General features: G+C 59.0%; 33 protein-coding genes and 3 tRNA genes. 8 read left to right on the forward strand and 28 right to left on the reverse strand.

Going from position 1 to position 22,227, the window contains the following annotated elements:
* The 21 genes from Q8N00_11265 to Q8N00_11365 form a co-directional block, all read right to left on the reverse strand.
* The coding region (locus tag Q8N00_11265) for a helix-turn-helix domain-containing protein (GenBank protein MDP2383373.1) at positions 1-800 on the reverse strand (800 nt) is incomplete at its 3' end.
* A gap of 61 nt (positions 801-861) precedes the next feature.
* A complete protein-coding gene (locus Q8N00_11270; protein MDP2383374.1) occupies positions 862-1,323 on the reverse strand; it encodes a hypothetical protein in 462 nt (153 codons plus the stop codon).
* A 10-nt stretch (positions 1,324-1,333) separates the two neighbouring features.
* On the reverse strand, positions 1,334-1,546 hold the full coding sequence (locus Q8N00_11275; GenBank protein ID MDP2383375.1) for a hypothetical protein: 213 nt from the start codon (positions 1,544-1,546) through the stop codon (positions 1,334-1,336).
* A gap of 161 nt (positions 1,547-1,707) precedes the next feature.
* A complete protein-coding gene (locus Q8N00_11280; protein ID MDP2383376.1) occupies positions 1,708-2,721 on the reverse strand; it encodes a phage Gp37/Gp68 family protein in 1,014 nt (337 codons plus the stop codon).
* Positions 2,718-2,981: a hypothetical protein gene (locus Q8N00_11285; GenBank protein MDP2383377.1), complete on the reverse strand. Its 264-nt coding sequence runs from the start codon at positions 2,979-2,981 to the stop codon at positions 2,718-2,720. Before Q8N00_11285 ends, Q8N00_11280 begins: the two co-directional genes overlap by 4 nt.
* Positions 2,978-3,169 (reverse strand): hypothetical protein, encoded by a 192-nt coding sequence (locus Q8N00_11290; protein ID MDP2383378.1) that lies wholly within the window; start codon positions 3,167-3,169, stop codon positions 2,978-2,980. The genes Q8N00_11285 and Q8N00_11290 overlap by 4 nt, the downstream gene beginning before the upstream one ends.
* Positions 3,166-3,816 (reverse strand): HNH endonuclease signature motif containing protein, encoded by a 651-nt coding sequence (locus Q8N00_11295; protein ID MDP2383379.1) that lies wholly within the window; start codon positions 3,814-3,816, stop codon positions 3,166-3,168. Before Q8N00_11295 ends, Q8N00_11290 begins: the two co-directional genes overlap by 4 nt.
* Positions 3,813-4,079 carry a hypothetical protein gene (locus Q8N00_11300; protein ID MDP2383380.1) on the reverse strand — a complete coding sequence of 89 codons (267 nt, stop codon included), beginning with the start codon at positions 4,077-4,079 and terminating at the stop codon, positions 3,813-3,815. The genes Q8N00_11295 and Q8N00_11300 overlap by 4 nt, the downstream gene beginning before the upstream one ends.
* A complete protein-coding gene (locus Q8N00_11305; protein MDP2383381.1) occupies positions 4,079-5,551 on the reverse strand; it encodes a ParB/RepB/Spo0J family partition protein in 1,473 nt (490 codons plus the stop codon). Before Q8N00_11305 ends, Q8N00_11300 begins: the two co-directional genes overlap by 1 nt.
* A gap of 41 nt (positions 5,552-5,592) precedes the next feature.
* Entirely contained in the window at positions 5,593-5,739 is a 147-nt protein-coding gene (locus Q8N00_11310) for a hypothetical protein (GenBank protein MDP2383382.1), read from the reverse strand.
* Positions 5,740-5,742: 3 nt separating this feature from the next.
* Positions 5,743-6,456, reverse strand: coding sequence for a hypothetical protein (locus Q8N00_11315; protein MDP2383383.1), 714 nt, complete (start codon positions 6,454-6,456; stop codon positions 5,743-5,745).
* A gap of 36 nt (positions 6,457-6,492) precedes the next feature.
* On the reverse strand, positions 6,493-6,849 hold the full coding sequence (locus tag Q8N00_11320) for a hypothetical protein (GenBank protein ID MDP2383384.1): 357 nt from the start codon (positions 6,847-6,849) through the stop codon (positions 6,493-6,495).
* A gap of 27 nt (positions 6,850-6,876) precedes the next feature.
* Positions 6,877-6,951, reverse strand: a tRNA-Met gene (locus Q8N00_11325).
* A gap of 28 nt (positions 6,952-6,979) precedes the next feature.
* Positions 6,980-7,198 (reverse strand): hypothetical protein, encoded by a 219-nt coding sequence (locus Q8N00_11330; GenBank protein ID MDP2383385.1) that lies wholly within the window; start codon positions 7,196-7,198, stop codon positions 6,980-6,982.
* A complete protein-coding gene (locus Q8N00_11335) occupies positions 7,195-7,395 on the reverse strand; it encodes a hypothetical protein (GenBank protein MDP2383386.1) in 201 nt (66 codons plus the stop codon). The genes Q8N00_11330 and Q8N00_11335 overlap by 4 nt, the downstream gene beginning before the upstream one ends.
* Positions 7,392-7,844: a hypothetical protein gene (locus Q8N00_11340; protein ID MDP2383387.1), complete on the reverse strand. Its 453-nt coding sequence runs from the start codon at positions 7,842-7,844 to the stop codon at positions 7,392-7,394. The genes Q8N00_11335 and Q8N00_11340 overlap by 4 nt, the downstream gene beginning before the upstream one ends.
* A gap of 15 nt (positions 7,845-7,859) precedes the next feature.
* Positions 7,860-8,063, reverse strand: coding sequence for a hypothetical protein (locus Q8N00_11345; protein ID MDP2383388.1), 204 nt, complete (start codon positions 8,061-8,063; stop codon positions 7,860-7,862).
* A 198-nt stretch (positions 8,064-8,261) separates the two neighbouring features.
* The gene (locus tag Q8N00_11350) at positions 8,262-8,540 is read right to left on the reverse strand and encodes a hypothetical protein (GenBank protein ID MDP2383389.1); all 279 of its coding nucleotides are present in this window, start codon (positions 8,538-8,540) and stop codon (positions 8,262-8,264) included.
* On the reverse strand, positions 8,537-8,815 hold the full coding sequence (locus Q8N00_11355) for a helix-turn-helix domain-containing protein (protein MDP2383390.1): 279 nt from the start codon (positions 8,813-8,815) through the stop codon (positions 8,537-8,539). Before Q8N00_11355 ends, Q8N00_11350 begins: the two co-directional genes overlap by 4 nt.
* Before the next feature lie 14 nt (positions 8,816-8,829).
* Positions 8,830-9,102 carry a CopG family transcriptional regulator gene (locus Q8N00_11360; GenBank protein MDP2383391.1) on the reverse strand — a complete coding sequence of 91 codons (273 nt, stop codon included), beginning with the start codon at positions 9,100-9,102 and terminating at the stop codon, positions 8,830-8,832.
* Positions 9,102-9,317: a hypothetical protein gene (locus Q8N00_11365; protein MDP2383392.1), complete on the reverse strand. Its 216-nt coding sequence runs from the start codon at positions 9,315-9,317 to the stop codon at positions 9,102-9,104. Before Q8N00_11365 ends, Q8N00_11360 begins: the two co-directional genes overlap by 1 nt.
* Before the next feature lie 48 nt (positions 9,318-9,365).
* Here Q8N00_11365 and Q8N00_11370 point away from each other — a divergent pair, with 48 nt between their 5' ends.
* The 4 genes from Q8N00_11370 (at position 9,366) to Q8N00_11385 (ending at position 11,747) form a co-directional block, all read left to right on the forward strand.
* Positions 9,366-9,641 carry a hypothetical protein gene (locus Q8N00_11370; GenBank protein MDP2383393.1) on the forward strand — a complete coding sequence of 92 codons (276 nt, stop codon included), beginning with the start codon at positions 9,366-9,368 and terminating at the stop codon, positions 9,639-9,641.
* 104 nt (positions 9,642-9,745) lie between these two features.
* Positions 9,746-10,237: a cytochrome c gene (locus tag Q8N00_11375; GenBank protein MDP2383394.1), complete on the forward strand. Its 492-nt coding sequence runs from the start codon at positions 9,746-9,748 to the stop codon at positions 10,235-10,237.
* A gap of 85 nt (positions 10,238-10,322) precedes the next feature.
* Positions 10,323-10,646 carry a hypothetical protein gene (locus tag Q8N00_11380; GenBank protein ID MDP2383395.1) on the forward strand — a complete coding sequence of 108 codons (324 nt, stop codon included), beginning with the start codon at positions 10,323-10,325 and terminating at the stop codon, positions 10,644-10,646.
* 3 nt (positions 10,647-10,649) lie between these two features.
* Positions 10,650-11,747, forward strand: coding sequence for a tyrosine-type recombinase/integrase (locus Q8N00_11385; protein MDP2383396.1), 1,098 nt, complete (start codon positions 10,650-10,652; stop codon positions 11,745-11,747).
* A 14-nt stretch (positions 11,748-11,761) separates the two neighbouring features.
* Here the strand turns inward: Q8N00_11385 and Q8N00_11390 are convergent.
* Positions 11,762-11,838 (reverse strand) — tRNA-Arg (locus tag Q8N00_11390).
* Positions 11,839-12,334: 496 nt separating this feature from the next.
* On the opposite strand from Q8N00_11390, the gene Q8N00_11395 reads away from it, so the two are divergent.
* On the forward strand, positions 12,335-12,985 hold the full coding sequence (locus Q8N00_11395; protein MDP2383397.1) for a glycine zipper domain-containing protein: 651 nt from the start codon (positions 12,335-12,337) through the stop codon (positions 12,983-12,985).
* A 42-nt stretch (positions 12,986-13,027) separates the two neighbouring features.
* Positions 13,028-16,000 carry a caspase family protein gene (locus Q8N00_11400; GenBank protein MDP2383398.1) on the forward strand — a complete coding sequence of 991 codons (2,973 nt, stop codon included), beginning with the start codon at positions 13,028-13,030 and terminating at the stop codon, positions 15,998-16,000.
* 164 nt (positions 16,001-16,164) lie between these two features.
* Here the strand turns inward: Q8N00_11400 and Q8N00_11405 are convergent.
* Positions 16,165-16,241, reverse strand: a tRNA-Pro gene (locus Q8N00_11405).
* 263 nt (positions 16,242-16,504) lie between these two features.
* Positions 16,505-17,533 (reverse strand): S-methyl-5-thioribose-1-phosphate isomerase, encoded by a 1,029-nt coding sequence (gene mtnA / locus Q8N00_11410; protein ID MDP2383399.1) that lies wholly within the window; start codon positions 17,531-17,533, stop codon positions 16,505-16,507.
* 167 nt (positions 17,534-17,700) lie between these two features.
* On the opposite strand from mtnA, the gene Q8N00_11415 reads away from it, so the two are divergent.
* Positions 17,701-17,943 (forward strand): AbrB/MazE/SpoVT family DNA-binding domain-containing protein, encoded by a 243-nt coding sequence (locus Q8N00_11415; protein ID MDP2383400.1) that lies wholly within the window; start codon positions 17,701-17,703, stop codon positions 17,941-17,943.
* A complete protein-coding gene (mazF, locus tag Q8N00_11420; protein ID MDP2383401.1) occupies positions 17,943-18,281 on the forward strand; it encodes an endoribonuclease MazF in 339 nt (112 codons plus the stop codon). The genes Q8N00_11415 and mazF overlap by 1 nt, the downstream gene beginning before the upstream one ends.
* An 81-nt stretch (positions 18,282-18,362) precedes the next feature.
* Here the strand turns inward: mazF and Q8N00_11425 are convergent, their stop codons facing one another.
* The 4 genes from Q8N00_11425 to Q8N00_11440 form a co-directional block, all read right to left on the reverse strand.
* Positions 18,363-19,532 carry an MraY family glycosyltransferase gene (locus Q8N00_11425; protein MDP2383402.1) on the reverse strand — a complete coding sequence of 390 codons (1,170 nt, stop codon included), beginning with the start codon at positions 19,530-19,532 and terminating at the stop codon, positions 18,363-18,365.
* Positions 19,529-20,608, reverse strand: a complete 1,080-nt coding sequence (locus Q8N00_11430) for a DegT/DnrJ/EryC1/StrS family aminotransferase (GenBank protein ID MDP2383403.1) — start codon at positions 20,606-20,608, stop codon at positions 19,529-19,531. Before Q8N00_11430 ends, Q8N00_11425 begins: the two co-directional genes overlap by 4 nt.
* Positions 20,605-21,249, reverse strand: coding sequence for a PIG-L deacetylase family protein (locus Q8N00_11435; GenBank protein MDP2383404.1), 645 nt, complete (start codon positions 21,247-21,249; stop codon positions 20,605-20,607). The genes Q8N00_11430 and Q8N00_11435 overlap by 4 nt, the downstream gene beginning before the upstream one ends.
* Before the next feature lie 224 nt (positions 21,250-21,473).
* Positions 21,474-22,187 carry a WbqC family protein gene (locus tag Q8N00_11440; GenBank protein MDP2383405.1) on the reverse strand — a complete coding sequence of 238 codons (714 nt, stop codon included), beginning with the start codon at positions 22,185-22,187 and terminating at the stop codon, positions 21,474-21,476.
* Positions 22,188-22,227 lie beyond the last annotated feature (40 nt).

The following is a 22,227-nucleotide window of genomic DNA, read 5'->3' on the forward strand; positions in this document are numbered from 1 at the left end:
AGGAGCCTGACCTGAAGCGGGCCCTGGGAATGAACGCGAACCATGACGGCATCGACGGAGCCCGGAAGGCTCCCTAACCCGGAGGACGGACCCCACAGTTCTAATTGTCGCCAACCATCAATTCTAATTGACGTCAGACACCCCTGCTGCGACAGAGAGGCGGCATAATGCCCTGCGGCAGTGATCGCCAAGAGCTGATCCCCACTTGAGAGCTTGAAAAACAACACCCTCGTCGCCTCCCTCTCCAACTTCTTGCCGTTCCGATGTGGGTAGATCCGCCAAAACTCATCAAACAACGCCTGCACCACTACCGCTGACTGTTTCCCTATCGCTGGTACCGCCTTCACAACCGCGCGCTGTTCAATTGACTGTTCATCTGACTGTTCAGATGAAGATTTGGGTGCATGTGGTGCACCCTCCCCCCGCACCTGGTGCACCCTCCCCGGTGCATGTGGTGCACCCTCCCCCCGCACCTGGTGCACCCCTATGGGTGCATCTGCTGCACCCTCCCCACAAGCTGTAGTGGGTCGCTCGGCGCCGACATTCAGACGATAGAGATTACTATCCTGTCTCAGCGAGGCCTTAAAACGAGGGGAGACGGAGATCAATTGCTCCTCGACCAGACGCCGGAGCGCCACCTGAATGGCCCGCGTTTTCCAGCCAGTGCGCCGCTCTAAATCTCCAATGCCTGGCCAGCAGTAGCCGTCCTCATCGGACCGATTCGCCAACGCCACCAACACGCTTTTCGGACAGGGCGGCAAGTCCACAGTAAACGCCCATGTCATGGCTTCCACGCTCATAGGTGAACTCCATCTTTAACTATCAAATTCAGTTGTTCTAATTTCCTGGACAACTGACCCCTCACCATCCCGGCAGCAAGGCTGCCACTTTGCCGGTCTTGTAGGCCTCTGCGATCAGAGGCCGGGCATGCTCCGCCACCGTCTGGCCATCCGGCATCACAATATGAGCCATGAATTCATCCTCGAACCCGACAATGCCACTCTGTACCGCCTCCAGTTTCGCCTTCACCACGAGCGCCAGCGCCCGCCAGAGCCGTCGCAACTCCTGCTCCCAGGCCTTCACCGCCTCGCCCTGCGTGCGAGGCTTCCAGTCGTACCTAGCCTGATGCGTGAACCTCTTCTCAGTCTTGTCCGGGATCGGCAAGACGAAGCGCACATAGCGCCCGTTCGCCCGGAACTGGATCCGGGCTTCCGACTCCGCCCATCCGGACACGAACTGATCCGCCCCATAGCGCGTCAACATCCCCTCGATCTCCGCCTTCGACCGCTCCACCGGGACGCTGGTGCCTTCCGCAAAGCTCATCGCATCCTCCTCATGGCTCAATTCCTTCTTTCCACTTAAAATGCAACTTCGCCTTATCAGTCCATTCATCACCGCACAGGCCCCTCACTGCCCGCTCCAGGCAGTACTGTTTGCTGGCTGCCAAATCGGTAATCAGCCCCATCAGGAGATCCTCAAGAACAGGATCAATGGCAGCCCTTACTTGCTTCTCAACCAGGTCCATCTCGCCACTCCATTCATCCACCTCAACCGATCCAACAACGGCCCCGCCGCCACTGCGAGGGGCAAGCCAGGGATGCGCCGGTCGATCGAGGTATTAGTCACCATCACTCTCCCCTTTCAGCCACCGCACAAACCAAATGCCCAACAGAATGCACACCACCACGCCGAGCTCGGGCCAGCCGATCATGCTGGCACCATTGGAAACTCCCGCACGCGCAGATCCGCGGGCCACTCGGCCATGTCTCCGCCCTTCTTGTCCTTCGTGTGAATCCAGCCGCAGTCGTCCATGATCGCCGTGGCATTGTTCGCATACCACTCCTTGGCAGTACGGCTCCCCTCGACCACACACGGCCGTGCCCCCAGCTGCTTCACAAACACCGGCACTCCCGACGCTTGGCATTGGTCCTTGATCGACCGAATCCACGTTACGTTACAAGGCCTGGCGCGAGGCCCACTCTCGCCACCGACGACGACCCAATTCAGATGCCACGGCGTTTCAGGCCGACAACCACCAGTCAAGGCGTCAAGATGAATACCCTTCGCTTCAGGATCGAGCACGGCCCCATCGATGCGCGTCAGATCCACAGGCCCCAGCAATGGCTCGGCCGACACGAACCGCACTGCGGCTGGCGTCTCCAGGAGAATCGGAATGCGCTCATCGGCCGTCGCTTGGTCCTCGACGGAGACGCCAAGATGGACGTTCGGAAGCGGCCATGGACGAGTCGTAACCTTTTGATGATCGAAGGTGGGCATCTTGCCAAGCATTGACCAGGATTCACCTCGCACGGCTTGCCCTAAAGTGTTCAGCGAGAGCCAGTCCTGCATCCTATTCGGTCGCTTGGTCAGAATTTGATAGGTATGTTGAGGCGTGAGCGCCATGACGGCGAATACTTTTACGAGGAATTCGTGCGGAACATCCCGATGAAACAGATCGCTCATCGAGTTCACGAAGATCTTGCGCGGGTTCCGCCAATGCAACGGCTGGAGGAGCGCATCAGGCACCAGCCGGATCTCTCCCGTCCACCGTGCCCCCTGCGGGCCGAGCTCCGTCAGACCGTCGTAGGCTTGATCTGGTCCACTGAACCGGTGCGCCTGCTTCATCGCGTAGCAGTTCGTGCAGCCCGCGCTCACCATCGAACAGCCACGCACGGGATTCCAGGTTTTGTCGGTCCATTCGATCGAGGTTGCGGTGCTCATACCGACTCCTGCATCAGGTGCTGCGCCTCGTCCATCCGTTCCTTCTTCTGCCGTCGATACTCGGTGAAATAATCCAGATGTCGCTGGCAATAGTGATGTCCCGCTTTCGCATCGTCTTTACAGTTCGAGCACGGTCGTCGGCGGCCCTGCCTCGGCTCCTCCGGCGCGCGCAGGACCACCAGAGGCCTCGCCCCACAATTCATGCAACGCACATCGCCAAAGTCATCCACGACCAGCCCCTGGCATCTCTCGCAGATCATGCCATCCCCTTCAGCATGGCCATCGCCTCACCCACCGCCGCCAGGTGCGCAGGACTGCCCTTGTACCGGTGATAGCCCAGCATCAGCCGCCGGCGCAGCTCGACCGGCAAGTGCGACCAATGGAACGCGCAGGCGAGCTGCGAATCTTTGCGACTCTCCGGACAGGTCGTCACGGAACAGGGTTTCATCGAGATCCGCCTCTCGCCACGTTGGTTTTCGAAAAGCGTGCACCCTTCAGTTTCGCCAGCGTCAGGATGACGGGCTTGACCTCCGGAGACGCCTGGTCGTAGTTCGGTCCGCGATGGCCGTTGAGAAAGGGAAGCAGACTGCGCGGGATCGGGTTCCAGTTCGACGGGTCGGTATTGAGGCGATTCCCGTCGAGGCTTTTCAGCACATGGCCATCAGGGACGGGACCATGCTGCTGTTCCCACAGATGCCGATGCTTCAACACGTAGCGACGGCCATACCCGGTATGCGGGTTGGTGTCCGCGATGCTGATTCCCACATAGCCATCGACGGTGACGCGCTCATGACCGAGATATTTGACGTTGGGAGGGACGCCGCCTTTTTTGAATTGAGTCCTCGCGCTGTTGGCGTTATAGGGCATCGTCTTGCCGAGGTTGGCGGGCGCGTGACCCTTGGGAAAGCACCCGGTGCGGCCGGTCGTCCATCCCTTCCTGGTGCAGAGGCTCTTGAAATTGTCGTAGGACACGTCGGGGCGGCTGAATGTGCGGCAGAACAGGGCATGCGCGGCTCTGCGTGGCAAGGAGCCATGCCTCTTGATCCAGGCGAGCTCCTTGGGCGAATAGGGAATCGCGCGTCCTTTTCCGCTCATTTCTTGGGCCCCTCGATGACCTTCGTCGATCCGCCCATCATCGGCAGCAGGTGCTGGAATGCGTCTTTCCCACCGTATTCCGCGACCAGCGCCGCGCCGCGCAACACCATGTTGGCATTGCTGATGATCTGCTCGCTCACCTTCACGAGGGCATCGGTGCGAGTGACTTCCTTCGCGATGGCCTCAGCGGTCAATTCTTCGTCATTCAACCGTTCGAGTTGCGCGAAGAGATGATCGCTCAGGTCGGTCAGTTTGTTCTTCATCACGCCGCCTTTCTCCGCGCCGTGGCCTTCTTCGCCTTCTTCGGTGCAGACGTCTGCGCGTTCTGGTCTTTCTCCGGCTTGGCCAGGAACGTCTTCGGATCCAAGCCGCACGCCTTCATCGTTTTCGCGCCATAGTCTTCCCCGTGTTCGATCTTTCTCGAAAAATACAGCCATCCGAGATGGCGCAACAGCTCCTCGGCCGTGGTCCCCGGCGGGACCATCTGCTGGAGCGCCTTCGAGCACCCATATCCGCGCACCTGCTCGATCAACGCCGAGGCCAGCACGCTGCCCGCCTTCACCGGCAGCTTCTTCACCTGTGCCGCCAGCGCCGTGCGCATGGCCGGCACCGCCGCATCCCACCGTTCACGCGCTTTCCGCTCGCGTTCCTGCTGTTGTTGCCAGGTGTCCGCTTTGGGCTTCTCCGCCTTCTTCGACGGCGCCGCGCCACCGGCCTTCTCCTTCTCGCGTTTCTGTTTGGCCCGGATCTCGGCGCCCCAATGGACCTCGCAGCGCTCCTTGTTCGTGCAGACGAGAAAGGCCTCGCCCTGCCCCGCGCCGGTCGCCACCACGCCCATCACCGAGCGGTCGCAAGTCTTCGAGCCCTCTTTCCCGTCCGCCCGCCTCCAGGCCCGTTCGCCGTAGACCTTGTCCTTCGAGACTCGCCGGACATCCTCATCCGCCAGGTAGTCGTGGGTGATCTCGATGATCTTCGTCTTCGCCTGTGCCGCCTCCTGGATCTTCGAGACTGTGTCGGGGAAGAGAAACCCGTCCGCCTCTTGCGCGTTGAAACGGATATGCCGCTTGATATAGTCAGCCAGCTCCCGCACCGAAACGGCCTTGATCGGTGGATTCCCCTCACCCTCCGCGTGCTCGTCATAGAGCAGCTGCTCGATCCGGAAGAGCCCGCCGTTCCGATAGTCGTTTGGCAGATCGCCGATCACCTTGGCCTGGTCCGTGAGCGGCAGCCGAGCGAGCAAAATGGCATGGCCCGCCTCGATCTTGCCTTCCCAGAACAGGGCCCGCGCGGCCTTGGACAGCGCCAGCAACTTCACGCGATCGTAGATATATTTCACCGACTTCCCGACCCGCTCCGCGATCTTCGCCGGGTCCATTTTGTAGGGCGCCGCCATCAGCGCCTCATAGCCCTTCGCTTCATCGAGCGGATGCACGTCCTCACGCTGGAGATTCTCGATCGTGAGGACCTCCATGAACTGCTGATCCGTCATGGTCCGCACGATGCAAGGCAAATGCGTCAGCCCCGCCAGCTTCGAGGCACGGTAGCGGCGATGGCCCGCCGCCAACTCAAAACCATGTGCTTTCGGCCGCACCGTCGCCGGGGTAATCACGCCGACCTTGCGGATGCTCTCGGCCAGCTGCTCCAGCGCGGGCCCATCGAAATGCCGACGCGGGTTGTGCGTCGATTCGTGCACGTCGGCAAGGGGAATCAATTTGTATTCGCTGGTCGTCGTCATGATGGAATGCCTCCGAAGCTGGATTGAAACTCGTCACGCCCTCACCGCATCTGCATCAGCCAATAGTTCAGCTGCAGCACCGCAAACCAATACCCCACATTCCGCCAGTGCCCCTGCCACGCATAGGCCACGCCCGCCGCGACGTTCAGGGCCATCGAGATGCCCAGCACATAGTCGCCAACTCTCACGGTCTAGGCCATCACCGGCATGCCGAGGTTTTTGGATTCGAGCCAGGTCTTGATGGCCAACACCGCGTCGAGCTTCCACTTGCCGCCGTCCGCCTCAAAGAGCGCACAGTCAGGCACCGCGCCATCTCTGGATTTCAAGCGAAAGATGAAATCCGAGGCCGGTTGCTCAATCTCACGGAACGTGCGGTAGGGCTGGAGGCACACGCGCCCTTTGACTGTCACCGTTTCTTTGAGGGAGATGCCCTGCTTCACGGTCGTGCGCTGCGAGATCCCGTCGTCCTCCGCCATCACGACCGTCGAGACCTCCAGATTGCTGCACAGCTTCACCACGCCCTGCTGGTCAGGGCTTTGCACGAATTGAGAATGCAGCCCAATGACGAACTCCTCGCGATTCAGAAACCGCCCAAACGGGAACGGCTGCCCATCGTCGAGCTTGACGGAGGCCAGTCGCACGCGGCGGCCATAGGCATCGGTTGCGCGATGCAGGAGCGAGACATCGGCGTGACTCCCGACATGCAACACCCAGTCGTCCGCCTTCAGCGCGTCCAGGTGACACTGAATGAGATCCACTAGCCCGGTCAGCGTGAGCAGGGAGACGCCAGCCAGACACGGCGGCGCGACGACATGCAGCGCGCGATCCGTATAATCCAATGTGCCGATCGTCACCAGATTGACCTCTGCGAGACTGAGTATTTTTTCCACGAACTCTTTCAACATCGGACCCTCCTTCGGCACGGTAAAAGATGGCGGCCGCTATTTCACAATCGAGATCGATTTCCCGTCCGCATCGGCCCCGCCGAACATCGACACCTGCCGATGGTCGAGCGCATAGGCCTGCAGCTGGCCACTGTGCCGCGACAAGAACACGGGACTCGTCGCCACCTTCACCGGCTGCAGCACCGGCCGACAACTGAAGGAGACAATCGCCCCCGAGCGATCGTCCAATGGTTTGAACGTGAACTTCAGCGTGAGCCCGCGGGGCTTGCCCGGCTCCGTATTCGGGTCCGAGATATTCGCCAGCACCTCCGCCAGCTCCCGCGCAAACACTTCCGGCACCCCGCCATTGCAAATCGTCGCGATCGTAATGACATTCGACTCAGACTCAGACATGCGAGACTCCTCCCTTCGTGACATTTTTGGTTGCGGGGGCTGGACTCGAACCAGCGACCTCCTGGTTATGAGCCAGGCAAGCTACCCCTGCTCCACCCCGCACCGCGCACAGCATTCGACTCTCGCCGCACTAGCGGCCCTCTTTACCAGGCACGCCAGGCAAGTATGGATCGCATAGGTCGGAGAGATGCGCCTCTGACGTGCAGACGTCCGTGCCAATCTGGACGAGCAGCCATCCACCCAGGAGAATCAACGTGATCCCCACCGCGAGGAAGAGCAGAAATGCACAGACCCTCCACCAGCGCGGCACAGTGAGAGGGTCAGGCGTGCCATGTGTCCGCTGAGTCATAGTCGATCTCCTTTCACGAGGAACCCCAATCGTTTCACCACCGCCCGCGCCCGCTTGGCCACCGACGCCAATCCCTGCGCCCGCCTCGCCCGCCACTGACGATGCCGCTGGCGCATCAGCCGCCCGTTGCAATGGCGACAACGCTCCGTGCTGCGCGTACTCACTGGCCGGTCGCACTCGCAGCAATGGCCGCTCATGCTGAGCGCCTGGCCTCCTCCGGCGACATCCCGCGACGAGATTGCTTCAGATGTTGATAGGCGCGACGCAGAGGATCGGCCGTCACACGAGTCGTCCATAACCGTCGCAACGCAATCCCGATCTCCTGGCCAATCCGATCCTTCAAGCGAATCCCCCATACCTTCGGCGCGTCCGCGCTCGACCATTCCCGCATGCGGCTGCTCATGCCCTCGCCATAGATCTGGCGCCGCAACGCCTTCGCTCGCAATCCTCGCATCTCATCCTCCTCTTCGATCGAGCCCCCGAACGGGGACTCCCAGAGTTCAATTTTTCGCACCAGCGCCGCATCGGCCAGTGCCTTGCAGGTACCGCAAATAATCAGATAGCAGGGCTGCGCATTCACCAGGATCGGGCGCGTAAAGAGCGGCACCGTCCACCCCAAGACCCCGCATCCATCACAGACCGCCATGGCCGCCCCCTTTCGCTAGACCGTGAACAGCAAGGCCCCTAACACCACCGCCATCCCCGCCAGCACCAGCCCGCCGAACAGCTCACCAATCTGGATACTCGCCACAGGGAGACGGCGGTTGGGCCTGGGCGTCCGTCCGAATAGCCGAATCATCCGACTCGCCATTTCCTCGTCCTGCATCGGCAACCGTGACTCCCGCACCGTGAGTAGCATCCGCATGAGCAACCTCCATCCTGATCGTTAAGAGCGCCTTCCCGTCCCGAAACCCCTGCTCGAACCGTTGCTGTAAGTACAGGTCGGTGGAATAGGGAAAGTGGCAGGTCTCAAATCGTGCCGCCGCCCGCAGCCCCTGCCCCTCCGCCCCTTGCCCCGCCTCCAAGCGATCGCACTCGGCAATGCGCGCCAATAATCGTGCGTTCATCGCCCCACCTGCTCAATCTCCGCCGCCGTCGACAGCAATTTCGCCACCATCCAGTTCTGCGGAATGCCGATGATGTCGTGCAGCACGGCCTGCGTGAGCGACCAGGCCCAGGCGATCCGCTGCAGCTCATCCGGCACCGAAGCCAGCACTTCCCCACAGGCCTGCACCCAGCCGGGGAACCGATCCGCATCCCACGGCTTGATCTCGCCCGCCTGGCGCTCCAGATCTACCCGCATCTCCGAGAGGCAATCGTGCTCGCGCAGCCGTGTCGTCACGATTGAACCGCCTTTCTCGTGAAAGGCCAATTCCGCGCCTTCTCTTTCAGATAGCCGACCATGTCGATCGACTTCGGCGCCGCACTTGGTCTCGACACCATCACCGGCCCCTTCGGCAAGGCCGATACGACCTCGGCCCACACAAACCGCTTCACGGTGCCCACCAGGCGAAACGGAATGGCCCCCGCCGCCACCAATCGCCGCACCGAGCGCAGCGAGAGCCGGAGCCGAACCGCGAGTTCTTGGGGGGTAAGGAGATCGTCGGTGGCAGACATTGGCGGACACGATTTCATTTGTCAGACACCTTTTCTGATTGTCTGCCAATCGCGCCCATGAGCGCCGAATGGCCGACATCGTCGCCTAGTCCGCCGGCCAACAACGCTCTAAGCTGGCCGTAGTAATCGAGGCGATAGGTGCCAATGCGAGAGAGATCGTTTTCAAAACAGCAGAGCGCGACTTCGTTGACGCTGACTCCCCGGCGCGTCGCCGCCGTCGTCAGATCAGCCAACAGTTCCTCGGGAAGGCGAAGCGTGATGCGTTCAGTGAGTTTCGGTCGTCCCATCAGGCCACCTGCCGTACTGAGGTGGCGAGATCCTGCTTCACGAGGAACTCACCATGCTTGGAGACAGACCGGCTCTGCTCAGCCGCGCGCGCCATGAAGGCCTCGACGAGTTCTCGCGTGGTGTAAATCTTGATGCAGGGCTGCTTCGATGTTTTCGAGTGGGGGTGTTTCGTGCGCTTCATAATGGGCGCATGATAGGCCCACGTTGCGCCCATGTCAAGACCATTGCATAAAATAATTCTAGACCTAGAATGGGCCTAGCTATGACCGACAAGCACGAAAATGATAAGCCGCGGGAAGTAAAGGTATATTTCACGCCTTCCGAGCTTGATGCGATCGAATCCTTTCGGATGGAATCCACCACACTGAGGTCCCGCAATCATTTATTTCATGTTGCGATCGACTACTACATGGAGATGGTCAAACGGAGCGGGGGCGTCTTAACTGGCAAGGGTTTTCCCGTACAAATGGCGGCGGAATCTCATGGGGAATATCGTATCCGCGGGAGCACTGATCAGAAAAAGAAGGGCGGCTCCTAGTTCTAGCGCTGGGCTAGTGGCATTGGTGGGCGGGCAACATCACAGCGTCGTCGAGAAGTCACACCGGTACAAGTACTGTCCTCGGCATCAGCAGGCGCTCATCGATGGCACCTATTGCGAGACCTGTCCACTCAATCGATAGGACGATCATGGCCTTCTTCCTCGTCATCATACTGAGTCTGCTTGCACCGGGATGCGTGGCGCAGAACGCCGCCGATATTCGCGCGAAGAAATTCGCTCAACGCAGCGCCACACCTACACCGATCGCGATCAATACACGTACGTGCGCGAGCGATTCCTTGGAGCTGGCTCGTATGGGTAAATTTCTGTATCAAGGGAAAGCGGTCTGCTCGGGATGTCATGGCAGGGAAGGCAAGGGAGACGGAGACCCGGCTTCCCTGCAGCTGATGAACCCAAAACCAACAGACCTCAGCAATGACGCCATGCTAAAGCACCGAACCGACGAAGCACGATATTCGGCCATTCGTCATGGCATCCCAGGAACCGCCATGCCCCCATTCCGTGGGCATCTGACCGATCAGGAAACTCGCCTGATCATCGAATACCTGGAAGTCCTTCGAACTGGACAGTGCTGAGGAGCGATTATGCGTAGAGCGGCCCTCACCTAGGCACTGACTCGACTACTTGAGTCAGTGCCATTTTTACTGAGTAGGGTATTTTATGTGGCATATCATGCTAGTGGTGGCGGCGCTCTTCACGTTCCCTGGCTGCATCAATATGACGACGAATCTGCAGCCGATTGACCAGACGGTGCGAGCCGTCGTACAGGGGCACGATTGCATCCCGATCATCTTCGGCATCGGCATCGGTGTCAATACGGTTGAACAGGCCAAAATAGCCGATCTGCATCGCGCCACGGAGAGCCGGCTCGACGAGGGAGTTCCCGTCACCACGCCAATCACGCGCGTCCGAAGCATTGCCCTCACGGATATGCAATTCCTCATGTTCGGTGAGCGCTGCCTCGATGTCGAGGGCGAGCCGTAGCCGATGGCCCTCCCCCGCAACCCCGATCGCGGCCTCTATGCTCGCGTGAATGTTCACGGTGAGGAGCGCTGGTACGTGCGCATCGCGGTCAATGGCCGGATGCGCACCTTCGCTCCACATGGCGGTTTTCCCGCCGAGAAGGAAGCGCGGGAATTTCTCGACAACACCCGTGCCGATATCCGCAGGGGGAAATTCTTCCCCGACTCCTTCACGCGCCAAGTCCTGCCCCTCAAGGCGCTTCTTGAGCAGCAAGAAAAACGGCGCCGGAACACACCCAACAGCAAGAACGATGCGCAGTATCAGACCTGGTGGATCCAGCACTACGGCCAGCGCGACCTGCGGACGCTCGACCCGGCCCTCATCGATGAGGCGAGACGGCAATTAGAGACCGACAAGAAACGTCCGCAGACCATCCATCACTATCTCAAGTTCCTCCGCCACGCACTCAACCTCGCCATCCGGGACGAGCAGCTCGACCGTTCCCCGTTTCAACGTGTCAAGTTGCCACCGGTCCACAATCTGCGCGAGCGGTTTTATTCCATGAAAGAACGCAGGGCCCTCTATGCGGCGCTGGGGCCCATCTGGCGGGAGGCGGCGGAACTGGCAGGACTCACCGGCCTCCGTTGGTCGGAGCAGTTCGGGCTCGAACGCAGCCGCGTGAACGTGAAGGCGGGCCATCTCGTGCTGGCGACCACCAAGGCCGGACGGCCACAGACCAGGCTGCTCAATACTCGAGCCCGAGAACTCTGCCGGATCCAACTGAAACGCGCGGGCACAAGCCGCTGGCTCTATCCCAACCAGACCAAGACCGGCCCGATCGACTATGCCAATTTCCGGAAACGCATCTGGCTCCCCGCCTGTGAGGCCGCAGGCTTGACGAACGCGAGGTGGAACGACTGGCGGCACACGTTCGGCAGCGATCTCACGATGGCGGGCCATTCCGACCGCACCGTGGCCCATCTCCTCGGCCATACCAGCACGCAAATGGTCAAACGGTACGCCCACCTCGCGCCGAGCCACCTGAAGGAAGCCGTCGAAGGGTTGGGCACTGCGAAGCAACTGCAAACTCGCCGACCATCCAAAAAGCGGAAGTCGTTGTAAGTGGTTGATTTATTTGGTGCGCCCGGTTGGGATCGAACCAACGACCCTCAGCTTAGAAGGCTGATGCTCTATCCAACTGAGCTACGGGCGCACTCTATTTATCAATCACTGATGTGCAGAGTAATCGGCCATGGTCTCGACAACTGTTCCCAGCTTGTTCGCCTGGAGGTATTTGTGAACCTTTTGCGCTGCTTGCGTCAAGCCCCGCTCACGCGAGGGATTATACCGGCCTAGAATCTAAATTCCCACATGCCTGCGCATCAGCCAGGTACCACGGGAAAATAGACTGCGCATGCTCTGTCGGGACAGGAACGGTCCGGAAAGGACATGACCCTGGCCGCCCCCTCCGTCACTCGTTACCGAGGCTGACATAGCCGCGCCCAAGACTGCCACGGCGAGCCAGCCGGTGAAGGAAGCCTCACAAAAAGCGGCCTATCTTGCATCCGGGATCTACCTATCAAATGAAGCAGCGTGCGAACGATTTTTTACGCAGATGAATACCTCTCCATCATTGATCCGACTCACACCCGTGATATACTTGACCGCGATACGTTGCATATCCCGACCGATCGAACCGGGAAAGGTAGATGATGCTCATCACGACCATGTTTCCAGGCCAAGCCCTTGTGTCCCTCCTCCTCAGTCTGCTGATGCTTGCAACCACGTCATGCGACACCCTGGACGCACTCACGGAAAGCACAAAAGAGAAGATGCTTGAGAACAAGGAAGCGCTAATCGGCAGCCTCGCCGGCGGCACAGCAGGTGCGACGATTGGGGGCCTGGCCGGGAAGAAAAAAGGAGCCATCATCGGGGGAACCGTCGGCCTCGTATCCGGTGGGCTGATTGGAAACTACTACGCCAAACGAGAGCGCGATCGGACTCAAACGACGGCCTCCGTTGGGTATCGCCCCGAACAAGGCAACATTCTGACGATCAGCGACACACTGGCATCGCCCTCTGTTGCCAAACAGGGAGACTCCGTAAAGATCAATGCCAAGTACACCATCCTCAGACCAGACGAAAACAAGGCGACCATCAAGGAAACACGTGAGATCCGTTATAATGGAACAGTCGTGGACACACAAACAGCCGAAATTCAGCTGGATCAGGGTGTGCAGAACATTACCTGGGAATATCCCATCTCCCGTGAAGCCAAATCCGGCAACTACCAAGTCTTAACCACCGTCGCCATCGATGACAAAAACGCTGCAGCCACAGCCACGTTTTCGATTAAATAAGTCTGTCGGTCGTTGCTCCACCGCTTTTCAGCAGGTCATCCTGTGACGCGGTGGCTTTCGGCCTCAGCTTGGGCATGCCTGCTGCTGCTGACCGGTACAGTCGTTCAATCTGTACCGAGCGGGTGGGCCGCCTCACCGACTCAACCAGAGCCACCTCCTTCTTCACCTCCCCTCCTCCGTATCGAAGCCGGTCGGCACACCAGCAGCATTCTGCGAATCAGCACTGACGAACACAACCGCTACTTAGCAACGGTCTCCCTCGACAAGACGGTACGCATCTGGGGACTGCCGAAACTTGAGCTTCAAACCGTCCTCCGTCCACCGATCGGCAGTGGAATGAAAGGCACCTTGTATGCCGTTGCCATATCCCCCAATGGCCTCAGCATTGCGTGTGGAGGTGTGGAGGGAGAAGTCCTGATATTTGATCGGGAAACAGGGCGTCTGACCAATCGATTGCATGGCTTTCCCAACATCATCAATCATCTCACCTACTCGCGGGACGGTCGGTGGCTCGTCATTACGCTAGGAGGCCAACAGGGTATCCGGCTCTACGCCACCAAGACCTACACCCAGGTCGATCAGGACTCCGCCTATGCGGCGGCGAGCCATTATGCAGAGTTCAGCCATGACGGACGATTGATCACCGTATCGGACGATGGCCATCTTCGTCTCTACGAGGTAGGCGCAACCAGCACGTCACCGCTCACGCTCATCGGCAAACGAAAACTAGCCGGTGACCGCCCTCGTTCTGCCAGCTTCTCCCCTGACGGCAACACATTGGCGGTGGGATTTGTGGACCATCCCAGGGTGGATCTGGTATCGGGAAAGGACCTCACCGCGCTGACCTCCCTCCCCACGTCCAAAGTGGACGAAGATCAGTATTTCATATCCGTCGCATGGTCCGGCGATGGTCAAGGCCTCTATGCGGCAGGAAGTTATCAAGAACGCGGCAAGACCGGACATGCACGCGGCACGACCTTCATCCGCCGGTGGACGATCGGTGCAAACAAAACCTTCCAAGACTATCCCGTGTCAGAAGGCTCTATCGAGCAATTACTCTCCCTGAAAAACGGGGACGTGATCTTCGCCTCGCACGATCCTGCGTTGGGTGCCATCGACAGCTCCGGCATTCGCACTCAATATCTTGGCCGTCCTATTCCGGACTTTCGCGGCATGGGCGAAGAGTTCATGATCTCGGAAGATGCCGCAGTCGTGAAGTTTGCCTACAACCGCGGCAACTCGTTTACCATGTTTTCGCTCCCTGCCAGATCCTTCGCGCAAGATCCCCCGCCAGGCCTTGTGTTGCATGGCCCAGACCGTGGAGAGTCCACCTTCACGATGTTCGGGCTGCTCGGAGACGACAAGAAAGATCTCCGGATCACAGACTGGCATGACTCGCCGGCGCCTCGACTCAACGGCCGGCCGCTCCCCCTCCAGCCGGGGGAACTCTCTCGCAGTCTCGCCATCGCACCGGACCAAAACAGCTTTCTGCTCGGCACGGAATCCAAGCTACGGCTCTTCGCACGTGACGGGACCCCACGGTGGCACATTTCCGTTCCCGGCATTGCCTGGAACGTGACCATTTCGAAAAACGGTCGCCTGGCTGTCGCCGCACTAGGAGACGGCACGATCCGATGGTTTCGCCTCCAGGACGGTCAGGAACTACTGGCGCTCTACCCCCACACCGATCGAAAGCGCTGGATCGTCTGGACGCCCAAAGGCTATTTCGACGCCGAGACAGATGCGGAAGCACTCATCGGGTGGCATCTGAATCGCGGCAACAACCGCGAAGCCGAGTTCTACGATGCCTCGCACTTCTTCGAGCAGTTCTACCACCCGGAACTCGTGGCACGAGTGCTTCACACAACAGAGGCCGATACAGCCGCGCTCCAATATTTCGGCCAACAGGAGCGAGTCAACTTGGCCGTCGGATTTACTTCCCCGCCGACGGCCACCATCACGGCCCCTACGCTGAATGCCCAGTTGAACCAAGAAGAGATCGACGTGACCGTAACCGCTGAGGATCAAGGAGGCGGGATCGGCGAGATACGCCTCTACCACAACGACAAGCTCGTCGGAGCCGACATTCGCGGGATCGCCGTGGCAGCAGATACCGCGGTACGGAAGCAGCGAACCCTCCCGTTTCATATCCGCCTCATTCAGGGAGAGAACAACCTGAGAGCCGTGGCCATCAGCACGGCCAGGATCGAAGGGAAATCGGTCGAGCTGCGAATGACCTTTAACGGGCCGCAGAAACAAGCCGTCCTGCATCTCATTGCAGTCGGTATCAATCAGTATCAGAACTCTGCGTTGAACCTCAATTTCGCCCAACCTGATGCCGCGGGCATTCTGAAGTTTTTCTCTGCGTCATCGTCCAGTCTGTTTCGAACCGTCAAAATCACCGAGCTGTTCAACAACGGTGCAACCAAGACCGAGTTACTCACGAAACTCCAGAGCCTGAAAGGCACGGCTCCGGAAGACGTCGTCATCGTGTATCTTGCCGGACATGGTGAAAGTGTTGGCGCAGACTGGTACTTCCTCCCACACGAAGTCGTGTATCCCGAGCGGCCGGAAGAAATACGGCAGAAGGGCATCTCGTCACAAGAGATAAAAGACCTGGTGATGCAGATCGGAGCCAAGAAGGTGCTCTTGCTCATGGATGCCTGCAAATCGGGCTTTGCCCTGCAAGCATTTTCAGCCAGAGGCGTGGACGAACGCCAGGCCTTGGCTCAGTTGGCGCGGGCCAATGGCGTTCATATCGTGGCTGCGTCCACAAAAGATCAGTTCGCCAGCGAAGTCAAAGAACTCGGACATGGGGTGTTCACCTATACCCTCCTCGAAGCGCTCCAAGGGCAAGCCGACGGGAGCCCGAAGGACGGCATCGTCACGGTGCGAGAACTCCTCGCCTTTGTGGAAGCCCGCCTGCCAGAACTCAGCCTGAAATTCAAAACCGAACGGCAGTACCCGGTCGCCGAATCCCGTGGCATGGATTTCCCCATCGCAGCGATCAAATAAACTGCGGCACAAGGTTAATTTCTCCGCATACGCCAACCAACCAATGAGCCAATGGCATCAATGGCGAACGGCTATATTTTATGAGCCTGAAAGCGGGTACTAAAAACTGGAGGTCTTGATCCAGCCGCCTCAATGATGCGGCGACGGATCAAGTAGACTGCGGTTGGTCGGGGCGACAGGATTCGAACCTGCGACATCCTGCTCCCAAAGCAGGCGCGCTACCGAGCTGCGCTACGCCCCGACGCTGGGATAACAATCAAAGATACTATGCCCTAAGGCTTGAGAACAGGAGAAGCCTTTGACGAGCCTCTCTTTATACAGGAACACCCGGTGAGAGTCCAGGCTACAGGCCTTCCAGGAAAGACACCGTAGGCAGTAGGGGCTATGAAAAACGACCCCCGTAGCCGGCCACAAGCTCTCCTGCCAAACAACCGTGAGCAAAACAGACCTACTGGCTGTTGCGCTCTGCAAACAGAATTGCGCGGGAAATTTCCGGACTACGAATTACTGAAACTGTGCGGCGAGATCGGCCGGCTTGAAGACGCCGCGCTCGGTGATGATGCCGGTGATCAACTCTGCCGGGGTGACGTCGAAGGCTGGATTGTAGACGGCGACCCCTTGGGGTGCGATGGGATGGCTCCCGTGAATGGTGGTGACTTCGAGAGAATTGCGTTGCTCGATGGGAATGTCGGCGCCGGTCTTGGTCTTCAGATCGATCGTGGAATAGGGCGCGGCGACATAGAAGGGAATCCCATGCGCCTTCGCCAGCACCGCGACCGAATAGGTGCCGATCTTGTTGGCCACATCGCCGTTCGCCGCGATGCGATCGGCGCCGACGACGCAAAGCTGAATCTTCCCTTGGCGCATGAGTGAACCGGCCATATTGTCGGTGATGAGCGTCACAGGAATCTTGTCCTGCATCAACTCCCAAGCCGTGAGCCGCGCGCCTTGCAACACCGGCCTGGTTTCATCGGCAATAACCTGAATCTTCTTCCCCTGCTCCCAGGCTGCGCGAATGACACCCAATGCCGTGCCATAGCCGGCTGTCGCCAGCGCACCGGCATTGCAATGGGTCAGGATCGTTTGGCCGCTCGCGATGAGCGTCGCTCCATGCTGTCCCATCGCCTTACAAAGTGCGATATCTTCATCGAGAATGACTTGTGACTCGTTCAACAAGGCTGCTTTGATCGAGGCAACGGGCTGCGTGCGTACCGAGGCGAGCAGGCGCTTCATCCGTTCGATGGCCCAAAACAGATTGACCGCTGTCGGCCTGGTCGCAGCCAGATGATCGCAGATGACGAGCACTGATGTGGCGAAGGACTCATAGTCAGAGGCCGTGACGGTCTGGGCGCCGAGGGCGACTCCCATCGCCGCAGTCACCCCGATTGCTGGAGCGCCCCTGACTTTCAATGTACGAATCGCATCAGCGACGGTTTGGTAGTCGCGGCAATCCAGAAACTCGACATACTCAGGCAGCCGGCTCTGATCGAGTAGCCGAACCGCGCCGTCTTTCCATTCAACAGTGGGAACCATGAGGCATCTTGTAGCGGGAACTGTGGCACAGTGCAAGGGGGGAGGGAGAGAGACTCTCCGCTCGGGCAGTCGACATGCTGCTGGGTGCCGTAACTGCCCCAGCCGATTGACTGACCATTCTGTTTCGCATAGTATCTACATCGTAGATACTCACGGAGGCCCACATCATGAAAACGACCGCTCAGAAATGGGGCAATAGCCTGGCCGTCAGAGTTCCGAAAAGCATCGCGGAGCAAGCGGGCCTCAAGGTCAACGATGATTTGGACATTGAAGTCAAAAAAGGCATGCTCATCCTGAAGCCTCACCTCCGTCGCGTGTACAGACTTGAGGACTTGCTCAAACGCATGACCTCTGAGAATGCCCACGATGAAGTCGAGTTTGGTGGCCCTGTCGGGCATGAGGCACTCTGATGGCAGCCAGAAAATACGTCCCTGACCGTGGAGATATCGTCTGGCTCCAATTCACGCCGCAAGCCGGACATGAACAGGCAGGACATCGCCCGGCCCTGGTCCTCTCGCCGGCCAGTTATAATCGGCGCAGCGGTTTGATGCTTTGCTGCCCGATCACCAGTCGTGTAAAGGGCTATCCATTTGAAGTGGCATTAGGAGAGGGAGAGGATTTGGCAGGCGTGGTCCTCGCCGACCAGGTCAAAAGCTTAGACTGGAAGGCCCGGCAAGCCAGCAAGAAAGGAAAAGTCTCCACACAAGTCATGGCAGAGACTTTGAGCAAATTGCACACACTACTCTGATCGGGCTATCCCCTCGAATTCCCACATGTCCTCTTGAAGTCACATGTTCATCGGATTGAACCGGAGAGGTTGTGCCAGCACTCAAAGTCTCTGGCGTCCGCTCCATTCGAGAATCGTGATCATGACCACAATTAAGCAGGCCTGGATGAGGAGCAGTACCGCTTCAGCCGTCCCGGCGTGACGGAGCGCCAACGCCGCCAACCCGAGACAAATCGTCATGAGGAAGATCATCGCCACACTCGCCTGGCGAGACCCCAACGCACGCTCAAGACGATGGTGGAGATGGTCTTTCCCCACGTAGTCCAGCCATTCTTTGACGGAATGCACTTTCCCCATCGCCACCCGCTCTACGGTAATGTGGATCATGTCGTAGATCAGCACACCGAAAATGAGGAGCGGATTGCTGAATGAGACGATCGGACTGGCATCTGCCCAATTCCCCTTGACGGCCAAACAGGCCAACGTGAACCCGAGGAAGGTCGCCCCTCCGTCTCCCAGAAAAATGACGGCCGGTTTCTTTCCTCTAAAATTATAGGGCAAAAACCCCACCCCGGCTCCGATGATGGCGATGGCAAGCCAGCCCACTCCCGGCTGGTTCGTCTCAAACGCCACCGCTCCCATGAATCCGGCAATGAGAATCGCCAGCCCCGTAGCCAACCCATCCATGCCGTCGAAGAAATTGAAGGCGTTCGTGATCCCGACGATCCAGAGTAACGTCATCATCACGTTCGCCACATCGCCAACCGGCCCGACAGGAAACAGGGTCAGAACCTTCCCCGTGGCAATGACAATCCCTGCCGCGATGAGTTGCGCAATCAACTTCACCGATGCAGGCAATTCCCAGACATCGTCGATCACACCGACAATCAAGAGCAACGATCCGGCGACCAACGTCGCAATCATCCAGTCCGGCAGAATCGAATTCAACAGCACCGAGCCCAGAAAACCCAGATAGACGGCCACTCCACCGAGCCTGGGAGTCGGGTATACATGGATCTTCCGGTCGGAGGGCTGATCGACCAGCCCCCACTGATGACTGAGATGCACCATGAGCGGCGTCAACGCACCGGCGCCGAGAAAGGCAAAGAGGAGGATATAGAGCCACCGAAGCCCTTCGAAGACAAAGAGCTGCCGCACCGTGGGAACGGCCAAGGCCACCACTCCCAATAAAGCCCCCAGCACAGCAGGCGTCAACCAACGCCAACTGCTACGGACTGCGAACGGCGACAGCTCGACCACGATGGCTTTCACAACAAAACCTCGTCCAACGATAATAGAATCTGCCTGACTTCGTCGTCTGCGAGATTGGGATAGAATGGAATCGACAGGGCCGTTCGGTCTGCTTCGTCGCTGTTGGGAAAACCGGACTGATCCAGATAACGGTGAAGCGGTCGAAAGACGGGCTTGCGACAATGAATCCCCTGTACCTCCAATGTGCCGATCAGCCCCATGAGGCCATCGGGATCGGTCCGGAGATGCGGAAGTCTGACCACATATCGATAATATCCGTGGGCCCTGCCAGGAGGCGCGGTCGGGCAGACGGCAGTCTTGGAGGAGAGTGCCGCACGATAGGCTGCTGCGAGGATTTGGCGCCGTTCATGAAAGGCCGAGAACCGTCCCAACTGGGACAGCGCAAGTGACGCTTGCAGGTCGGTCAGCTTCACATTACAAGAGAAGGGGTCCAATGTCGGTGCGCCGTCATATTCGCGCAGCGACCGGACTCGCTCGAGATCCCCCTTCACATTCGACAGCACCATCCCACCTTCTCCGGCGCACAACAGCTTCGTCGCGTAGAATGAACAAACCGTGAGCCGTCCTACCGTCCCGACAGGCCGACCCTGTTCCGCAACCCCCAACGTCTGCGCACAATCTTCAATCAGCGGAATCCCGATCTGCTCAAGTGCTGTCAGATCGGCCGGCAGGCCGAACAGATGCGGGACGATGATCGCGCGAGTCTTCTTAGTCACGGCCTGGCAGGCGGCAAGCGGGTCGATATTGAACGTATTCAGGTCGATATCGACGAGTCGGGCCTGTGCCCCGACCCGTTGCGTCGCAAGCCATGGCGCCTGGCAAACATAACTCGGCATGATGACTTCGTCGCCGGCGCCGACGTTGAGCGCCCGCAGCGCCAGTTCCAGCGCCGCAGTCCCAGAACTGACCGCCACCCCACCCCGCACCCCCATGAACGATGCCATGTCGCGCTCGAATCGCTCGACCAATGGCCCTTGGGCAATCTGCCCTGAACGCAGGACCTCAGCCGTCGCGCGCAGGTCTTCTTCGTCGATTGCAGGTCGTGAATGGGGAATGATGATCGCCACAATGGTCATACGCCGATATTAATAAACAATCGCAGCGGAACAAAGCCTTCTGCGTTTTTCACCCGGCCCTGGATGCCACGAAAATGCGCTCCGGCCCGAATCACATCTACGATACTCAGGCCTTCGATGTTGGTCTTTTTCACCTGCGAGACATGGGCCTCGATCGATTTCACCTTCGCCTCGACCACTTGGTCAATATCGACGAAGACGGTCGGAGAAAAATTCTGGGTGGTCGGCCCTTCGTAGAACAGCACATTCTTGGTGTAGCGGGTCGCGGTGATCGTACTCATCGCCAAATGCCGATGGTCCTGATGGGTATCGTCGTGATAGTGCGAGAAAATGAAATGCGGCTGCACTTCCTGCACCACCTGCTCGATTTTCTGAATCACGTCCAGCCCCATCGGCACCGCCGTGTCCTTGTATCCACCCCAATAAATCTTTTCGACGCCCAATTGTTTCGCCGATCGTGCCTGCTCGCGTTTGCGTATGCCGCTCGCGCCCCCCTTATCGCCGGAGGTCATCACCAGGAGAAAGATGCGATGTCCCTTTTGCGCATACTTGAGCAACGTACCTCCGCACCCTGCCTCGATATCGTCCGGATGCGCGCCAATGGCCAGAATCCGCATCGGCACTCTACGCTCAGTTGCCATCCCATCCTCCTCGATTACCAGGATGCTCAAACAGTCTGCCAGCTTCGTGCTCGCCTCGAACGCATCCTCAACGTAGCCCTGAGGCTACGCCTCCGGCGCGTTCGTCGGCTGCGGCCTTGCTGGACAGCCTGTTTGAACATCCTACATGACTATATCGATCTCACCAATCGCAGCCACTCCATTGTTCGATGAACATCGTGCCACAACAGTTTTCCTGCCGACTCTTACTGCTTTGTCACCGCATTGACGTTCTGCCCAGCCTGCGCTTCGCGCAATCGCGTCAGCGCCTCCGGCCCGCAACAACACAACAGATCGATCGCCGACATCGCCGGCATAAACGGTTCGTAGACTTGTCCATACAGCGGATGCTGGAACCGTTGCATCTCTAACGTCAACCCGGACGATTCAAACCGAGGCACGTCCAGATAGGCATCCCCGCCGGGGCCCGACAGATAGACCGATGCGCCAACGGCATGGCACAGATCGATTAATCGATCGGTAGGCTCTTCACGCGCCTCCCACTCCGACGCGCACCGAACGGGCGTCGTAATCCCGAAGGCCCCCAGCAACCAGCGGATGACCGCAAGATTCACGTCATGCAGCCGTTCCCATGGGGCCTCATAGAGGCTGCGCAACTCCGGCAGATAGCGGTCACGAAACGGCGCCTTCGCATAATGGATCTCGAGCGCCCGCAGATGTTGAGCCCGCCAGTTCACCGTCTGATTAATCCGCACATCCTTCACCAATTGGCCGAAGCGATGGATCACCGGCACCGTAATCCATTGGCACCCGTCTGCCGTTCTGATCCGATTGCGATTCTGCCATTCATTTTTTTTGAACTGCACCGTGTCTAGTGCGATAAACAGATCCGCCTGATCGATCTTGTCCAGATACCCCAGCCAGGGCAAAAACTGCGGTTGATGAATGGTGACGCGCATAAGCTCAGTGATCCGTGATGCGTGATGGGTGATGAGTACG

Source organism: Nitrospirota bacterium, from assembly GCA_030684575.1.
Lineage (GTDB): Bacteria > Nitrospirota > Nitrospiria > Nitrospirales > Nitrospiraceae > Palsa-1315.